General features: G+C 61.8%; 17 protein-coding genes and 1 pseudogene. 11 read left to right on the forward strand and 7 right to left on the reverse strand.

From position 1 onward, the window contains the following. The first annotated feature begins 45 nt into the window (after nucleotides 1-45). From AXW67_RS17405 to AXW67_RS17435, 7 genes are all read left to right on the forward strand, one after another. Complete coding sequence (locus tag AXW67_RS17405; RefSeq protein WP_063678858.1) at nucleotides 46-534, forward strand: chemotaxis protein CheW; 489 nt, start codon at nucleotides 46-48, stop codon at nucleotides 532-534. A 65-nt stretch (nucleotides 535-599) separates the two neighbouring features. Then, entirely contained in the window at nucleotides 600-2408 is a 1809-nt protein-coding gene (locus AXW67_RS17410; protein ID WP_063678859.1) for a methyl-accepting chemotaxis protein, read from the forward strand. Between the two features lie 136 nt (nucleotides 2409-2544). Next, nucleotides 2545-3402 carry a CheR family methyltransferase gene (locus AXW67_RS17415; protein ID WP_063678860.1) on the forward strand — a complete coding sequence of 286 codons (858 nt, stop codon included), beginning with the start codon at nucleotides 2545-2547 and terminating at the stop codon, nucleotides 3400-3402. 17 nt (nucleotides 3403-3419) lie between these two features. Continuing rightward, the gene (locus AXW67_RS17420; protein ID WP_063678861.1) at nucleotides 3420-4511 is read left to right on the forward strand and encodes a protein-glutamate methylesterase/protein-glutamine glutaminase; all 1092 of its coding nucleotides are present in this window, start codon (nucleotides 3420-3422) and stop codon (nucleotides 4509-4511) included. Nucleotides 4512-4516: 5 nt separating this feature from the next. Beyond that, a complete protein-coding gene (locus AXW67_RS17425; protein WP_063678862.1) occupies nucleotides 4517-6250 on the forward strand; it encodes a hypothetical protein in 1734 nt (577 codons plus the stop codon). 142 nt (nucleotides 6251-6392) lie between these two features. After that, a complete protein-coding gene (locus AXW67_RS17430) occupies nucleotides 6393-6839 on the forward strand; it encodes a hypothetical protein (RefSeq protein WP_027552858.1) in 447 nt (148 codons plus the stop codon). A 182-nt stretch (nucleotides 6840-7021) separates the two neighbouring features. Continuing rightward, nucleotides 7022-7249 carry a hypothetical protein gene (locus AXW67_RS17435; protein WP_245315590.1) on the forward strand — a complete coding sequence of 76 codons (228 nt, stop codon included), beginning with the start codon at nucleotides 7022-7024 and terminating at the stop codon, nucleotides 7247-7249. A 135-nt stretch (nucleotides 7250-7384) separates the two neighbouring features. On the opposite strand, the gene AXW67_RS17440 is transcribed toward AXW67_RS17435, so the two are convergent. From AXW67_RS17440 to AXW67_RS41960, 3 genes are all read right to left on the reverse strand, one after another. Continuing rightward, complete coding sequence (locus tag AXW67_RS17440) at nucleotides 7385-7750, reverse strand: VanZ family protein (RefSeq protein ID WP_063678907.1); 366 nt, start codon at nucleotides 7748-7750, stop codon at nucleotides 7385-7387. Nucleotides 7751-8008: 258 nt separating this feature from the next. Next, entirely contained in the window at nucleotides 8009-8182 is a 174-nt protein-coding gene (locus AXW67_RS43195; protein ID WP_198024728.1) for a hypothetical protein, read from the reverse strand. A gap of 156 nt (nucleotides 8183-8338) precedes the next feature. Continuing rightward, nucleotides 8339-8839: a hypothetical protein gene (locus tag AXW67_RS41960; protein ID WP_145927676.1), complete on the reverse strand. Its 501-nt coding sequence runs from the start codon at nucleotides 8837-8839 to the stop codon at nucleotides 8339-8341. Nucleotides 8840-9166: 327 nt separating this feature from the next. On the opposite strand from AXW67_RS41960, the gene AXW67_RS42755 reads away from it, so the two are divergent. The 3 genes from AXW67_RS42755 to AXW67_RS17450 are packed head-to-tail and all read left to right on the forward strand — an operon-like array spanning nucleotide 9167 to nucleotide 10129. After that, entirely contained in the window at nucleotides 9167-9337 is a 171-nt protein-coding gene (locus AXW67_RS42755) for a hypothetical protein (RefSeq protein WP_156918039.1), read from the forward strand. A 33-nt stretch (nucleotides 9338-9370) separates the two neighbouring features. Continuing rightward, the gene (locus AXW67_RS17445; protein WP_063678863.1) at nucleotides 9371-9655 is read left to right on the forward strand and encodes a hypothetical protein; all 285 of its coding nucleotides are present in this window, start codon (nucleotides 9371-9373) and stop codon (nucleotides 9653-9655) included. Between the two features lie 51 nt (nucleotides 9656-9706). Beyond that, a complete protein-coding gene (locus tag AXW67_RS17450) occupies nucleotides 9707-10129 on the forward strand; it encodes a hypothetical protein (RefSeq protein WP_027552862.1) in 423 nt (140 codons plus the stop codon). A gap of 46 nt (nucleotides 10130-10175) precedes the next feature. On the opposite strand, the gene AXW67_RS17455 is transcribed toward AXW67_RS17450, so the two are convergent. The 4 genes and pseudogenes from AXW67_RS17455 to AXW67_RS44115 all read right to left on the reverse strand — a co-directional run. Then, the gene (locus tag AXW67_RS17455; RefSeq protein WP_063678864.1) at nucleotides 10176-10910 is read right to left on the reverse strand and encodes a metallophosphoesterase family protein; all 735 of its coding nucleotides are present in this window, start codon (nucleotides 10908-10910) and stop codon (nucleotides 10176-10178) included. A 159-nt stretch (nucleotides 10911-11069) separates the two neighbouring features. Continuing rightward, a complete protein-coding gene (locus AXW67_RS17460; protein ID WP_063678865.1) occupies nucleotides 11070-11348 on the reverse strand; it encodes a hypothetical protein in 279 nt (92 codons plus the stop codon). A 368-nt stretch (nucleotides 11349-11716) separates the two neighbouring features. Beyond that, entirely contained in the window at nucleotides 11717-12754 is a 1038-nt protein-coding gene (locus tag AXW67_RS17465; RefSeq protein WP_082907941.1) for a UDP-glucuronic acid decarboxylase family protein, read from the reverse strand. 547 nt (nucleotides 12755-13301) lie between these two features. After that, a pseudogene (locus AXW67_RS44115) lies at nucleotides 13302-13430 on the reverse strand (IS5/IS1182 family transposase); the annotation flags it as partial. A 356-nt stretch (nucleotides 13431-13786) separates the two neighbouring features. Between AXW67_RS44115 and AXW67_RS17470 the strand changes: the two are divergent. Continuing rightward, nucleotides 13787-14578: an FkbM family methyltransferase gene (locus AXW67_RS17470; RefSeq protein WP_063678866.1), complete on the forward strand. Its 792-nt coding sequence runs from the start codon at nucleotides 13787-13789 to the stop codon at nucleotides 14576-14578.

The following is a 14578-nucleotide window of genomic DNA, read 5'->3' on the forward strand; positions in this document are numbered from 1 at the left end:
CCGGACCGCGCTCATTCGCAAACCCTGGGACCTTTGGACTGAATCATGGCCGCAACCTCGCAATATCTGACGCTCGGGCTCGCCGGCGAGACGTTCGGCATCAGCATCCGCAACGTCCGCGAGATCCTCGACATGCGGCCGATCTCGCGCCTGCCGCACGCGCCGAACTTCCTGCTCGGCATGATCGACGTGCGCGGCAGCGGTTATCCGATCGTGGATCTCAGGACCAAGCTGGGTTTGCCGAACGCGGCGGCGACCGAAGCCACCCGCATAATCATTCTCGACGTACCGATGAAGGATCGCCTGGTCGGCGTCGGCTTCGTCGCCGACTGCGTCTTCGAGGTCACCGATATCGACGAGCAGGCCATCGAGCCCGTGCCCGAGGTGGGCGGCAAATGGCAGTCCGACTATGCGGCCGGCATCGGTCGCAAGGGCGAGAAGTTCGTCATCATCTTCGACCTCGCCAGGCTGATGGCGAATGACGAGATCCCGGAAGGACGCGATGCGGCGGCGGATGCATCCCGCGCCGCCTGAGTTTGCAAAAGTATGCGTGGTTGAGCGTACGCACCCAACCCCAATTCGAACTGAATGAGAATGCCATGAGATTCACCGTCAAAGCCAAGCTTGCGAGCGCCTTCGGCGTCGTCATCCTGCTTTCCATGATCGCCGGCGCGGTCGGCTATTTGAAACTGTCGGACATGGTCGGGACCACCGAGGTCCTGGTCAATCGTGCGGGCCGCATGGAGAAGGCCGCGGAGCTCAAGGAAGGCATCCTGTTCCTGGTGCGCGCCGAGAAGAACTCGATCCTTGCGGCGAGCGACGCGGAATACGATCAGTTCGTAGCCGACCTCGCCAAGAACCGCGAAGCGCTCACCAAGTCCAAGGATGAGATCTACGCCGCGGCGAGCGAGTCCGGCAAGAAGCTGATGGAGAATTTCTCCGTGGCGTTCGCCAAGCTGAATGCCTATCAGGACGAGACGGTCAGACTTGCCAAGACCGACAAGCCAAAGGCGCTGGATCGCTCCATGCATGACGGCCGCAAGGTCGTCGCGGACGCGGTGGAGGCGGCCGACACTTACATCAAGAACGTCAAGAAGAACATGGCCGAGCAGGCCGAGCAGTCCAAGCAGGACGGCTCCCGTGCCGAGATGCTGTTGCTGAGCCTGGTGATCGCCTCGCTGCTGATCGCCGCGATCGCAGCGACCTGGATCGCGATGAACATCAGCCGAGCGCTGGCGCAGGCCGTTGGTCTGGCCGATGCCGTTGCGATCGGCGATCTCAGCCGCAAGATCGAATCGTCCAGCAACGACGAGATCGGCGATCTCATCAAGTCGCTGAATGCGATGACGGTGAACCTGAATGCCACCGCGGCGGTCGCCAACGAGATCGCGCAGGGCAATCTCACGGTCGAAGCCAAGCCGCAGTCGGACAAGGATACGCTGGGCCTCGCGCTCGAGCGCATGGTGGAAAAGCTCCGGCAGATCGTGTCGGAGGCCCTGACCGCGGCCCAGAACGTCTCGGCCGGCAGCCAGGAGCTGTCCGCGAGCGCAGAGCAGCTCTCGCAGGGCGCGACCGAGCAGGCGTCGTCCGCCGAGGAAGCCTCATCCTCGATGGAAGAGATGGCGTCGAACGTGAAGCAGAACGCCGACAACGCCAACCAGACCGAGAAGATCGCAGCGCAATCGGCCAAGGACGCCGAGGCCAGCGGCGCCGCCGTGGGGCGCGCCGTCAATGCGATGCAGACCATCGCCGAGAAGATCACCATCGTGCAGGAAATCGCACGGCAGACCGATCTGCTCGCGCTCAACGCGGCGGTCGAGGCCGCGCGCGCCGGCGAGCACGGCAAGGGCTTTGCGGTGGTCGCCTCCGAGGTCCGCAAGCTGGCCGAGCGCAGCCAGGCGGCTGCGGCCGAGATCGGCACGCTTTCGGCCGACACCGTCAAGGTGGCGCAGGAGGCGGGCTCCATGCTCGCCAAGCTTGTTCCGGACATCAAGAAGACCGCCGAGCTCGTCGAGGAGATCACCGCGGCCTGCCGTGAGCAGGACGTCGGTTCGGCCCAGATCAACCAGGCGATCCAGCAACTCGACAAGGTCGGTCAGCAGAACGCCAGCGCGTCCGAGCAGGTGTCCTCGACTTCGGAAGAACTTGCTTCGCAAGCCGAGCAGCTCCAGTCGACGATCGCCTATTTCCGCATCGAGCACGGCGCGAAGGGCCAGGCCGCCGCGCCGATCGATCGGGCGGTCGATCAGTTGCGCGCGAAGGCGGCCACCATGGCGGCCGTCGATCGGCCGGCCAAGAGGCCCCATGCCAGGTCGGCGCGTGCCCTGAAGGCCGCCAATGGCGGTGGCGGCTTCGCCTTCGACATGAATGACGGCGAGGACGATCGCGACGCCGACTTCCAGCGTTAGTTCTTCAAGGATCGGTCCATCCTTCGCGGGTGGACCGGTCCGTGTTCAGTGATCGCGCAGACGCGTAAGGTTTCGAGATGGCCAACATGGCCCGACATTCAGCGCAGGTGGCCATCGTGGGCCAGGGCAGGCGGCCATGATGCCGGCCGTCGTGCAGGATACGGCCGTGCATCTGTCGGACCGCCACTTCCGGACCATTGCCGAGCTGATCGAAGGCCAGGTCGGCATCAAGCTGCCGCCGGGCAAGCGGCTGATGCTGGAAGGGCGGCTGCACAAGCGCGTGCGCGCGCTGAACTATTCCGACCTGAACGAGTACGTCGACAATCTCTTCGAGGCGGATCATTTCGACACCGAGCTCACCCATCTCATCGATGTGGTGACCACCAACAAGACCGACTTCTTCCGCGAGCCGCAGCACTTCACCTTCATGCGGGAAGTCGCGATCCCGGCCCTGCTCAAATTGCATGGCCGCAGGAACGCGAACCTGAAGATCTGGAGCTCGGCGAGCTCCACCGGCATGGAGGCCTATACCGCAGCGATGGTGCTGGATGACATGACGCGGAACGGATCCCGGTTTCAGTACCGCATCCTCGGGACCGATATCTCGACCGCCGTGCTGCGTCTCGCCAGGACCGCGATCTATACCCGCGACGTGCTCGCGCCGGTGCCGGAGCGGTTCGTGAAGCGCTATTTCCTGTCGTCGCGGGACAGGTCACGCGGCGAGGTGCGGGTGGTGCCGGAATTGCGACGCATGACCCATTTCATGCGGATGAACCTGATGGACGCGTCCTATCCCGTCGACAAGGACGTCGACATCATCTTCTGCCGCAACGTACTGATCTATTTCGAGCGCGAGACCCAGCGCAAGGTGATCGAGCAGTTGTGCAGCCATTTGCGGCCCGGCGGCTATCTGCTGGTCGGGCATTCGGAGTCGATGATTCACAGTGCCGTGCCTGGCCTGAAGCAGGTTCAGCCGACCATTTTCAAGGTCTAACTGGAGCGCAATCCAAAATGCCGAGGGAGAAAGTTCGCGTACTGATCGTGGACGATTCGGCGTCGGTGCGCCAAATCCTCCAGACCATCCTGAACGACGATTCCGACATCGAGGTGATGGGGACCGCCTCCGATCCGTTCGCGGCGGCGCGCCGCCTCCAGAACGAGATTCCCGACGTCATCATCCTCGATATCGAAATGCCGCGCATGGACGGCATGACCTTCCTGCGCAAGATCATGGCGCAGCGCCCCATTCCCGTGATCATCTGCTCCTCGCTGACCGAAGAGGGATCCAACGTGATGTTCGAGGCGTTCGAGGCCGGCGCCGTCGACATCGTGCCGAAGCCGAAGATCGATACGCGGCAGGCGCTGCTCGAATGCTCCACGCGGCTGCGCGAGGCCGTCAAATCGGCGGCCCGCGCGCGCGTGCGGCGGCGTTCAGAGCGGCGGATGATCGAGAAGAAGTTGACGGCCGACGCCATCATCCCGCGGCCGGTGCAGGGCCGGACGCGGCCGACGACCGAGCGCATCGTCTGCATGGGTGCCTCGACCGGCGGAACGGAAGCCTTGAACGACGTGCTGGAGTTGCTGCCGCCGACGTGCCCCGGCATTCTCATCGTCCAGCACATGCCGCCGGGCTTCACCGCGGCCTTTGCCAGACGGCTCGATAGCGTCTGCCAGATTCGGGTCAAGGAGGCGGAGGACGGCGAGCCGGTCCTGCCGGGCTGCGCCTATATCGCGCCCGGCGCCCGTCACATGCTGCTTCAGCGGATCGGCCTGCGTTACCAGATCGCGATCAAGGACGGCCCGCCGGTGTCACGGCATCGTCCGTCGGTCGACGTGCTGTTCCGCTCGGCGGCCCAGCATGCCGGCGCCAATGCGCTCGGCGTCATCATGACCGGCATGGGCGACGACGGCGCGCGGGGGATGCTGGAGATGCGCAAGCTCGGCGCTTCGACGCGCGCGCAGGATGAAGAGAGTTGCGTGGTGTTCGGCATGCCCAAGGAGGCCATCACCCACGGCGGCGTCGAGAAGGTCGTGTCGTTGCACCAGATCCCGCGCGAAATCATGCTCTGGTACCAGGCCGGCCATGCCGCGGTGGCGGGCTGAACGCGATGTCCACCGTCCCGGCCAACACGCTTCACGATACGATCGTCGCGATCGAGGATGTCTCGTCGCGCATCGAGGACGTCTTCGCCCGTGTCGGTCACCAACTTGGACGCGGCCATATCATCTTCAAGGAGCTTAACCAGGGCCTCGCGACGCTGTCCGGGGAACTGTCCGGATCCGAGATCGAGGGCGCGGCGACCGCGCTGCAGGAGATCGCCGCACGGCTGAACGAGCTGGCGCAGGCGCTGCCGGCGGAGAGCGCCTTGCTGGCGACGATCGGCGAGCGCACGACGGAGGCGTCTTCGCAGCTCAAGCCGTTGTTCAAGCACATCCAGATGATCACGATCATCGCGCGCAGCGCGCGGATCGAAGCGGCGTCGCTCGACGGCGATCGCGAAGGCTTCCTCGCCTTCACTCAGGAGGCCTACGATCTCGGCAAGGCCGTGCAGCACGCGATCGAAGGCTGCGCGCGGGATCAGCAGCGCCTGTCGGACGCAGTTGCGACCGCATCTACCCGGCAGAAGGAATTCGAGGGCCGCTACCGTGAGCAGCTGGCGTCCGGAAGTGCCGAGCTCGCCTCGGCCTATTCCGGATTGCGCGACCAGCGCAGCAAGAGCAGTCATCTCGCCGAGCTTGCGGGCACCAGCACGAGGAAGATCGCCGAGGCGGTCGGCAGCTCGATCATTTCGCTTCAGGCCGGCGACAGCACGCGTCAGCGTCTGGAGCACGTCACCCATGGTTTGCGTCTGGTTTCAGGACTGGAGCGGGCGCCGGGCCTCGTGCCCGATGCGGAAGAGTGTGGCGATGGCGCGCGCGCCGTCTGCCAGCTGCAGGCGGCCCAGCTCAGGGACACACAACGCGAGTTCGGCGGCGACATCGGCCAGATCGTTCGCGCGCTGTCGGCGATCCTGAGTGATGCGGGCGGCGTTGTCGGCCATGGCCGCGCGCTGTTCGGTGCGGAGGACGACGGCTCCTCATCGTTCCTGGTGCGCATCAAACATACGCTCGCGCAGGCCTCGACCTTGATCGCCACCTGCGAGAACGCCGGCCGCTCGGTCGACGAGGCGCTGGCGATCGTTGAGGACACGCTGGCAAAATTCCGCCAGGCGATCGCCGGGCTGGCCGAGGCCACGGTCGACATCACGCTGATCGGCATGAACGCCGGCCTCAAGGCCAGCCATCTCGGCAGCAGAGGCAGTGCCTTTGTCGTCATCGCCAACGAACTCAAGGCGACCGCCGACCAGGTCTCGGCCGGCGCATCGCGCTTGAGGCCGGTGCTCGACGGCATCGAGCGCTCGGCCAATGATCTAAAGGACCTTCGCGTGCAGGGCGATCCCGCGCAGCTCGCCAAGCTCGAGCCGCAGATCCTGCAGGCGCTGCGCGAAGTCGAGGCCGGCAATGAGCGGCTGGGCAAGCTGATGAGCCGGCTGGTCGATGAAGGTGCCGAGTTCGAAGGCCTGATGAATTCAGCGAAGGAGTTGATGAGCACGCTCGGGGAGGGCTCCGCGGCATTGCCTGCGGTTGCTTCGCGCCTCGAGACCGAGAGCGCGGGCGCGCAGCGGCCGAGGCCGCAGGGGCATGACGAGGCGATGCTCGACGATCTCTTCGCCCGCTACACGATGGAGCGCGAGCGGGACGTACATCGCGAATTCCTGCAAGGGCTTGGGCTGGCGTCGACCGCGGCGGCCGCACGGCTCGAGGCACTCGCCTCTGCAGATGACGGCATAGAATTGTTTTGATTTTGCTGCCCGCAACGTAGGGGTCAATTTGAAGTTTTGGCTTTGCGGGGCGTTAACCGTCGCGGAATAGCCGCCGGATCGGTCATTGTCGCGCCCCAGAGTTGGTCGCAAATACCAGCCGATTTCACGGCGGAAGTTTTTCATGCTGAGAGACGGCAAATATGCTGCCTGGTTCAGGACGGCGCGCGGCCAGGGCACCGGCATCGTGCATCTGACCGACGGGCGGATCTCGGGCAGTGACAGCTTCTTCACTTATGGCGGTTCGTATCTCGTCGATGAGAACCGCTTCACAGCCGTCCTGACCACGCGGCGACATACCGAAGGTCCCCCGACGGTGTTCGGGCCGGATGAGGTCGAGGTTAATCTCTCAGGCGAGTGTAAGGGCGCGATGGCGACCTGCTTCGGAACGGCCAGGGAAGCGCCCGACGTGCAGTTCGAGGCGACGTTGATCTACAGCCAGGAAGATGCACCGGTGGCCGAGGCGAGAGGCGCCGTCGTGAAGCTCAACGCAGACAAGCTGCCGAGGGGGGGCGACAGCCGGTCGCGTCCGCGCCAACCCTCCATGCCTCCCAGGACACCGGCATCCTAGCTGTGCCCATCTTAGCCTCGTGTTGACGCTGTTGGCGCGAAGGTGAGCTGATCTGCGGCGCACCAACAAAGCCTTTAGAGATGGAGGTCTAAGTCTGAGGCACAAAAAAATGGGTGGTCGAGAACATGCCTCAGATCTGGATGACATATGACGAGCTTGGAACGTTGTGTGGATGCGACGCAATGGAGGCGCGAGAGTACGCGAAGCATCTGTCGCTTGATCGCCGCAGGAGCCGCGATGGCGCGACGCGCGTCAAGCTGAACCATACACTGATGATGCAATTCTTCGCGACCGTCCGCGAGGCCGAACCCGATCTCGACGGAGCGATCGCTGCCTTGCGCGAGACGCATCGGCGGATGGCCGAGCCGTTGGCGCTCGAAGCGGCATATGAACGGCGCGGCACCGTCTAGATCGTTGTCCTGCGAACGTCGTCTCGCAACGGGCGTCCTCGACCGGGTCATCGTCGCCTTCTTTGCGATGCGCGGACCGCGGATCTCCCAGCCGGCCCGCTGTCGTCGTCACGGACGCAGCTCGTCTCGGCCGCTCTAGGACGATGGTCTAGGCAGGAAGGCCAGGATGGTCTGAGCCAGTATGATGCCAACTGTGCCGCCCGCCGCTTTTTGAAATACGTCGATGATCCGCGGATCACGGTCGGGTATGAGTGCTTGCATCACCTCGAGCCCGGCGGCAACGGCCACGACGAGTGTGCTGGCCAGCATGAAGCGTCCGGGCAGCAGGAAGGACAACAGAAATCCCAGCACGCAGTAGGCGCCGAAGCGCTCGATGACGACGATCCAATACGCTTCGGCGTGGCCCGCAAGGGCAGGCCTGCCCGCGAGCCTGGCAAGCGTGGCGTAGATGATGAGCGCAAGGCAGATGGCCACGGCTGCGATGAGATGGTTTCGACGCATCGCGGCATCATAGCCGGCCGAGGCGGACGCCGCTTCGAAACACGAGAACATCGTTAAGGTCTTTCACATCGCCTGCGGGCGAAGGCGATGGATTCTGACAAGACCAGTCAAGCCACCAGCGTAGCATCGTCGTCTGGAGTTGCGGCCGTCCTCGTCGCGCGGCGCGAGGCGATCATTTCGCTGAATTTCGAAGGGCAGGGGCGGCGACGAGGTAACCCTGACCCTCTTTCACACCGCAGAAGATCAGCGCGCGTCCCGTTAACCCTTCTTGGGGCTCTTTGACTTCAGCGTCAGGCCGAGACGCAAGGCCATGCGCTTGATCGCGTCGGGCGATCGCCCGAGCAGCTTCGCCGCCTCTTCCAGCGACGTCGAAGACTTGGCCAGCTCCATGAGCCGGCGGTCTTCCTTGAACGACCAGGGCTTGCGCGCCATAACGGAAATGATCCTCTCGCATCGACACAACGACAAAGCCGCCAAGCGAACCCTGCGCTCGACGGCTTTGCTTGGGTGGGACCAGGCCTTGGGGAAGCCCGGTGCGAGAATGGATAGGCAATTGACGAGACTTCGCAACAAACACCGCGGATTAAGCTAACCGCTCAACCTTACCGCGATGAAATCGTCGCGCAGCGCACCGTATAAGCACGGAGTTTTTGACCGGCCGAGACCGATCCGCGTGCCGATTTCCACGAATGAGAATGCTCCGCCCATCCGGGGTGCCGCGGAGCCAGCGGCCAGTCTTTGCGATCGCTGCCGCAGCGCCGGTTTCGGCCCAGATGGCTTCGCTTGAGGAAATTCAGAAGCGGCGATTGAAGACTCGCGCCTTGCGCCAACCTTCGGCCATGCGTAGCGAATGCTCCGCGTGGATTTGACGGTGGGGAGACTTGCGTCGTCGTCGCGCGTGGCAACAGCAGTCGACGCCGATCGAATCATCGCGTTGCGATCACGCAACAACTTCGATCGAGTATTGATCCAATCGCGACACATGCGTTCAGTGGTGATCTCGTCGAGCGGATCCGCGCTGCTCTCAAGGAAGCCGTCACGAGATCGTCGAATTCGCTCGGCTATGATCGCGTAGACGACACCAGCCAATCAGAAAACCAAAATGCTTCAAAGAGCGCGAGCGGCACTCCCTCTCACGAAATTCAGGGGGCGGGCTTTCGAAGGTGCGTTTTTCGGCGTTGCGCTGATTGCAATGGCGGGCTGGGTGTACTTCGTCACGCTGCTGCTGGTGCGATTGTTCCTCTGGTTCCTCGGTTGACGCGCGAGCGAACGATCACTTTGCGAGCACGATGCTGCCCAAGATTTCTCGAGCCTGACAAGAAAATCAGCGGAGCACATCATGATGTCGACACAACTCGAAGCCGAGAATGCCGCATCAGAAGGATAAGGGCGTTCCGTAACTGGAAAGAATTCCGAATGACGCTATTGCCGACCATCGTCTCGATCTTCGCCGGCTTCGTCGCAGGCTATGCGACGCGCGCGTGGCGATCTCGCCGGCGCAGGGAGCGTCACCTGGTCTATCGGCCCTTTGGTCCCGCGGTGTCCCGCCCGAATCCGTCACTGGCGCGGATGCGGCGTGCATTCTGACGAATTACAACCGACCTGCGGCAGGGTGGCGCCATGACGAGTTTGGGGAATAATGCTCCGCGGCGATATTTCATCGACGCCGGCGGGCGCCGCGTCCTGATAGGTCTGACGCCCGAGGAAACCTTCGAGTTCGAGCGGCTCGACAGCGAACAGCTCCCGGGGCAGGCGGGCAGGCCGGTCGCGCGCGACGGCGACGCTCCGTGGCAGGCGGCCGGCGAGCGGCGCTGGCTGGAACTGTATGAGAAGCATGAGGGGGCCTGGAAGGCCTGGATGGCACAAAGTCGCGCCGAACGGCCGCGAGGCTTTAACCTTTATTAACCATCGCGGACCCATTTTCCGGTCTGGCGCTTCAACCGGAAAGTGCAAGCCATGTTCCAGCTGTTCTTGCGGGCACGCACCCAGAGCTTCCTCAGAGACCGCTTCCGGGGAGAACAGGCGTTCCGCGCCCGATCTCCCGAGCGCGATGCCGAGACCGATCGGACGCGCATCGAAGCCATCATGCTGGCGATCGAGAGCGCTCTGCATGCGGCTGAGCTGGAGCAGTCGGGCCTGAACCGAAGGGTTGAAGACGTGCTGGCGCGGGCGGCCGTGACCTTCGGCAATGGCGACGATGAATATCTCGAGCGCGAGCCGCTGGACAGCCACCACCACGATCTGTTCGACAAGGAGATCCTGAACGGGCAGCGCAGGCTCAAGGAACTCACGGCCTCGATCGCCCATTTCAAATTCCTGAAGGCGGCGATGCTCAGTCGCTTTCCGGAGTATCGGCCTCCGAGCGGCAGCACCAATTGACGGCGGGCGCAGCGCCTCGGCGACTCGCTGCGAGGAAATGCGGCGCCTAGATCGCGAGCATGCTGTTACCCTGGATCGACAGCAGGGTCAGATTGCCGGTTGCATAGGCCCCGGTATCGATGTTGGCCCGATTTTCGAGCAGCTCGGCCTGGCGCACCGGCGTGTGGCCATGCACGACATATTTGCCGAAGCGCTTCTTGCTCTGGAGAAATTCGTCCCTGATCCATAGCAGGTCCGATTCACGCTGCTCGGACAGGGGGACCCCCGGACGAACCCCCGCATGAACGAAGAAGAAGTCGCCGCAGGTGAACGTCGGCCGCAACTGGCGCAGAAACGCTATGTGCTGCGGTGGCATTGCCGAGGCGAGCTCGCGCACGAGATCGGACTGCTGGTCCTTGCTGAGATCGGGTGAGGCCGAGAGCCCGTATGACATCATGGTCTGAAGTCCGCCGAATCCGAACCAGTCGCTGACGCGCGAGGGATCGTCCAGCACCGAGGTGAAATAGGCTTCGTGATTGCCCTTGAGAAAAACCGTGTTGCGACGGCGGCTGCGCCGGATCAGGAGATCGAGGGTGCGGCGGGAATCCGGTCCGCGATCGATATAGTCGCCGAGAAAGACCTCGATCGCACGATACGGCCGGCTGTTCGACATATCCGCGTCGATCACCGCGAACATCTGCTCGAGCAGATGCGCACAGCCGTGGATATCGCTGAGCGCATATATGCGGACGCCGTTTGGCAATCTCGGCCGGGGCGAGCTTTGGGTCGCAGAGGTGAGCATGAAGTCTGACTCTTTCAGAGTGCTTCGCCCGAGATGTCAATATGTTATCGGCGAAATCGGGTCACAACGAGCCGCTTTTTTCCCCACGCATGCAGGGCGAGGCTCACTTGTGCGCCAGACGGATCAGCCGTCCGCTGCGGCGAATCGCCGACCGTCGCGCTAGCCGAAGCCTCGGCTGTCGAATGACGGTGCGGCCTTGCCGCGATAAGCCGACGCGCGAACGCGGACCAGAAGCGCGCCGCAGAGATAGCCAAGCTGAAGCATCGCCGCAAAGACAACGATAATAACAACGCTGTGAGCTGAACTGTTTCCCTGCCAGGCGGAGATCACACCGAGGATCGCAGCACCGAGGACGATTGCCGGAGGCAGGATGAAGATTCGGAATCGGCCCCCCAGCAGCGATCCGATCAACAGACTGAAAACAACGACGGTACTCACGCCACCAACTCCCCGAACTGGCCCTGAGTGTTAACGGCGGCGAACTAACAACGGTTGAAGCGATAGAGTTGAACAATCATTCAAATACGCGTGTGATGATTTACAAAAATGACGCGAAAATCGGCGCGCGCTCGGTTGGATGTCAAGCGTATGACGTCGCTGTGAGAAGCTATGCACTGCGACGCTGCGTTGTAGAAAATAGATTTGATCTTTCGGTGCAGTCATAACCATGCAGCCGTCGCTGGCGCAGCGGCGCGCTCGCGCAAGGCGGCGCGATTCCGGCGAAGGCCTCAGCGCGCTGGTGCCTAGTCCGAGCTCTTCCATATGGAAGTGGGACACATCGGCCCTCAGTGCGCCCGGTCGATCAGCTAAACTTGTTGCGATCCTGAAACCGCACGCTCCAGCCTTCGTGCGTCCGAATTGGCAGCGTAACTGAGAGACGGTTCGCGCGCAGAACTCGTGAACACACCCTCAAAATACGCGATCGTGCGTGCGAGACCTTGCCGAAGCGAAACCTGCGGCGCCCACCCAAGCATCGCATTGGCGTGTGAAATTTCAGGCTGGCGTTGTCGCGGGTCGTCGTGCGGAAGCGGGCGGTGAACGATTTTCGAGTGAGAACCGGTCAATTCGATAGTCAGTTCCGCGAGCTCACGCATCGTGACTTCATGGGGATTGCCTAAATTCAAGGGGCCAGTCACGTCGTCAGATGACTGCATCAAGCGTATCAAGCCATCGATCAGATCGTCTACGTAGCAGAACGCCCGGCTCTGCAAGCCATCGCCGTAAATCGTAATGTCGTGCCCACGTAGCGCCTGAACGATGAAATTCGAGATCACGCGCCCGTCGTTGGGATGCATGCGCGGGCCATAAGTGTTGAAAATGCGCGCGACCTTAACGGCTAGCCGGTGTTGCCGTCGATAATCGAAGAACAGAGTTTCAGCGCAGCGTTTGCCTTCATCGTAGCAAGAGCGGAGCCCGATCGGGTTTACATTGCCCCAATAATCCTCAGTTTGAGGATGGACCGTGGGATCACCATAAACTTCAGAGGTTGAGGCCTGCAGGATGCTTACTTTGAGTCGCTTGGCCAGCCCGAGCATGTTGATCGCGCCGATCACGCTGGTCTTGGTCGTCTGAACCGGGTCGTGCTGATAATGCACAGGCGAGGCCGGACAGGCGAGATTGTATATCTGATCGACCTCAACGTAGAGCGGGAATGTTACATCATGGCGCAGGAGTTCGAAGCGATGATGGTCGAGAAGATGTTCGACATTACCCCGCGTGCCGGTGAAAAAATTGTCCACGCAAAGGACCTCCGCACCGTTTGCCAGCAGGCGCTCGCAGAGGTGTGAGCCAAGAAATCCAGAGCCGCCAGTCACCAAAATTCGCTGTGCCAAATTGTAAGGCATCATCTTCCTGTCAAAGACCATCTCTGCAACGAGCGCGTCTGTCTCCCAGTGATGCGATGAACATGTCAAAGTTAAGGTTTGTTCGTTCTCTCGCCGCAGCGATTGCAACCGGAACTTCAAGTGCGTCTGCATGATGGCTGTTTTTGTGCACGCGCATGAGGCCATGCGTGCAAATTCGAACAGCGAAGCTTGCTTCGGATTTTGGGTGGCTGTGCCTCGATGCGCACCACGTGGGACCGAAATGGCGGCGGGGCCTACGAGGCCTTGGACAGTCTGCGACGTTGGAATCGCAGGCCCGCGGGCGTTTGACTACGTAGCCGGATTGCAGGGTGGATTGCCACCAAGCCTTTTTCGCGAGATGCCAGCGAACGGTCTTTCGTATTCCGGCCGAGTTCGCGCTCGCTTCGAGGCCATCCCGCGGCGGCCGCTGTGGTCCGCCCATCAGTTCCGAAAGCTTCGACGCAGGCCGATTTGCAATCGGCAGTGACGCGCGAGCGAAAAGATAAGGGCTGAAGCAGATCGGGTCTTTGCGATTGCGTTTCGGTTAAATGTTTGGCCACGTGCCTTGCCGGCGGGCAAGTTCCCAGTCCGCATCGTATCCACGCTCCGCGAGCAACATTGTTTGTGGAAGCAAGGCGTTGAGGAGAACCGAACACAGCCGATTGTCATGCGCCTCACGCAGCTATCCCAGCAAACGGGCCGCCATTCGCCACATCGTCGATATCGGCTTCAGTCAAAGCCCTTGGATAAGCTCCTGTCCGAAGCACGGTTTGGGCCGTTCGGCGGCGTTGCGGGCAACCAAAAAATTCAGTCAATGATCTGCCGTCAACGCGGCGGCCGGGTGGACCTAACCAAACTCGCTCTCTGCGGCATCGACAGCTCCCGCCCCAAAAAGGCCACTGCGCCAATATTGCCTTGAGTACGATCAACGGTTGTGAGAGGTCGCGATGACAAGAGCAGAGCCGAGCGATATTTCGCTGACCTCAGCGATGCGCTCATCGCCAAAAACACACCTGCAGGCAGGAGCGAAAAGTGGCTACTAACGATCTGATATACGATGTAGGCGTAAATGACGGAGCCGACTCCGCCTATTATCTCTGGCGGGGATTCAGGGTGCTCGGCATAGAGGCGAGCCCGGTCTTGGCTGAAAGGCTAAGGGAAAAGTTCGAGCCGGAAATACGAGAAGGTCGCTACACTCTATTGGAGGTTGGAGTGGCGGATGACGATGGCACAGCTGAATTTTGGATGTCAGACGTCACTGAGTGGTCATCTTTCAGCAAGAGTGTCGCGTCGCGCGACGGGACGCCTCATCGCGCCGTGCAAATACCAACCAGAAAATTCTCGGCGATAGTTGAAGAGTTTGGAGTTCCGTTTTATTGCAAGGTGGATATTGAGGGTAATGATCGGTGCTGCGTGAGAGGTTTGACCGGGGATACCGTGCCTCCTTACTTGTCGATCGAAATGTCACACAAGGATGGTGGTTTGGATCTCGACCTGCTCGACTCGTTGGGATATCGGTACTTCAAGGTAATTAGCCAGGTGACGCGCGCTCAGCCGACTCCATCGCTGATGAGAATTGATGGCTTGCTCTCGGGTTTTCCCAAGAAGGCGTTAAGGGCAGCGATTAAGCGAACTTTGGGTGTGCGGTCTTTCCAGGGCCGAAAATTTCCTTTGGGCTCGTCCGGTCCGTTTGCCGAGGACACGCCTGGCCGGTGGCGCTCGGTTGGCGAAGTCAGACGGCTTTGGGCATTTTTGAAGGATATCGATGAAGGTGCGGGCAAAAACCGTCTCGGCGAGTGGTTTGATTTTCACGTCAAGCGGTAG

This window comes from Bradyrhizobium neotropicale (assembly GCF_001641695.1).
GTDB classification, from domain to species: Bacteria; Pseudomonadota; Alphaproteobacteria; order Rhizobiales; family Xanthobacteraceae; genus Bradyrhizobium; species Bradyrhizobium neotropicale.

Excerpts from the sequence above, each read along its gene's own strand:
- AXW67_RS17425 (WP_063678862.1), top strand. The coding sequence starts at position 4,517 with ATGTCCACCGTCCCGGCCAACACGCTTCACGATACGATCGTCGCGATC.
- AXW67_RS17440 (WP_063678907.1), bottom strand. The coding sequence starts at position 7,750 with ATGCGTCGAAACCATCTCATCGCAGCCGTGGCCATCTGCCTTGCGCTC.
- AXW67_RS17430 (WP_027552858.1), top strand. The coding sequence starts at position 6,393 with ATGCTGAGAGACGGCAAATATGCTGCCTGGTTCAGGACGGCGCGCGGC.
- AXW67_RS17450 (WP_027552862.1), top strand. The coding sequence starts at position 9,707 with ATGTTCCAGCTGTTCTTGCGGGCACGCACCCAGAGCTTCCTCAGAGAC.
- AXW67_RS17455 (WP_063678864.1), bottom strand. The coding sequence starts at position 10,910 with ATGCTCACCTCTGCGACCCAAAGCTCGCCCCGGCCGAGATTGCCAAAC.
- AXW67_RS17410 (WP_063678859.1), top strand. The coding sequence starts at position 600 with ATGAGATTCACCGTCAAAGCCAAGCTTGCGAGCGCCTTCGGCGTCGTC.
- AXW67_RS17445 (WP_063678863.1), top strand. The coding sequence starts at position 9,371 with ATGACGAGTTTGGGGAATAATGCTCCGCGGCGATATTTCATCGACGCC.
- AXW67_RS42755 (WP_156918039.1), top strand. The coding sequence starts at position 9,167 with ATGACGCTATTGCCGACCATCGTCTCGATCTTCGCCGGCTTCGTCGCA.
- AXW67_RS17420 (WP_063678861.1), top strand. The coding sequence starts at position 3,420 with ATGCCGAGGGAGAAAGTTCGCGTACTGATCGTGGACGATTCGGCGTCG.
- AXW67_RS17465 (WP_082907941.1), bottom strand. The coding sequence starts at position 12,754 with ATGCCTTACAATTTGGCACAGCGAATTTTGGTGACTGGCGGCTCTGGA.
- AXW67_RS17415 (WP_063678860.1), top strand. The coding sequence starts at position 2,545 with ATGATGCCGGCCGTCGTGCAGGATACGGCCGTGCATCTGTCGGACCGC.
- AXW67_RS17405 (WP_063678858.1), top strand. The coding sequence starts at position 46 with ATGGCCGCAACCTCGCAATATCTGACGCTCGGGCTCGCCGGCGAGACG.
- AXW67_RS17435 (WP_245315590.1), top strand. The coding sequence starts at position 7,022 with ATGGAGGCGCGAGAGTACGCGAAGCATCTGTCGCTTGATCGCCGCAGG.
- AXW67_RS43195 (WP_198024728.1), bottom strand. The coding sequence starts at position 8,182 with ATGGCGCGCAAGCCCTGGTCGTTCAAGGAAGACCGCCGGCTCATGGAG.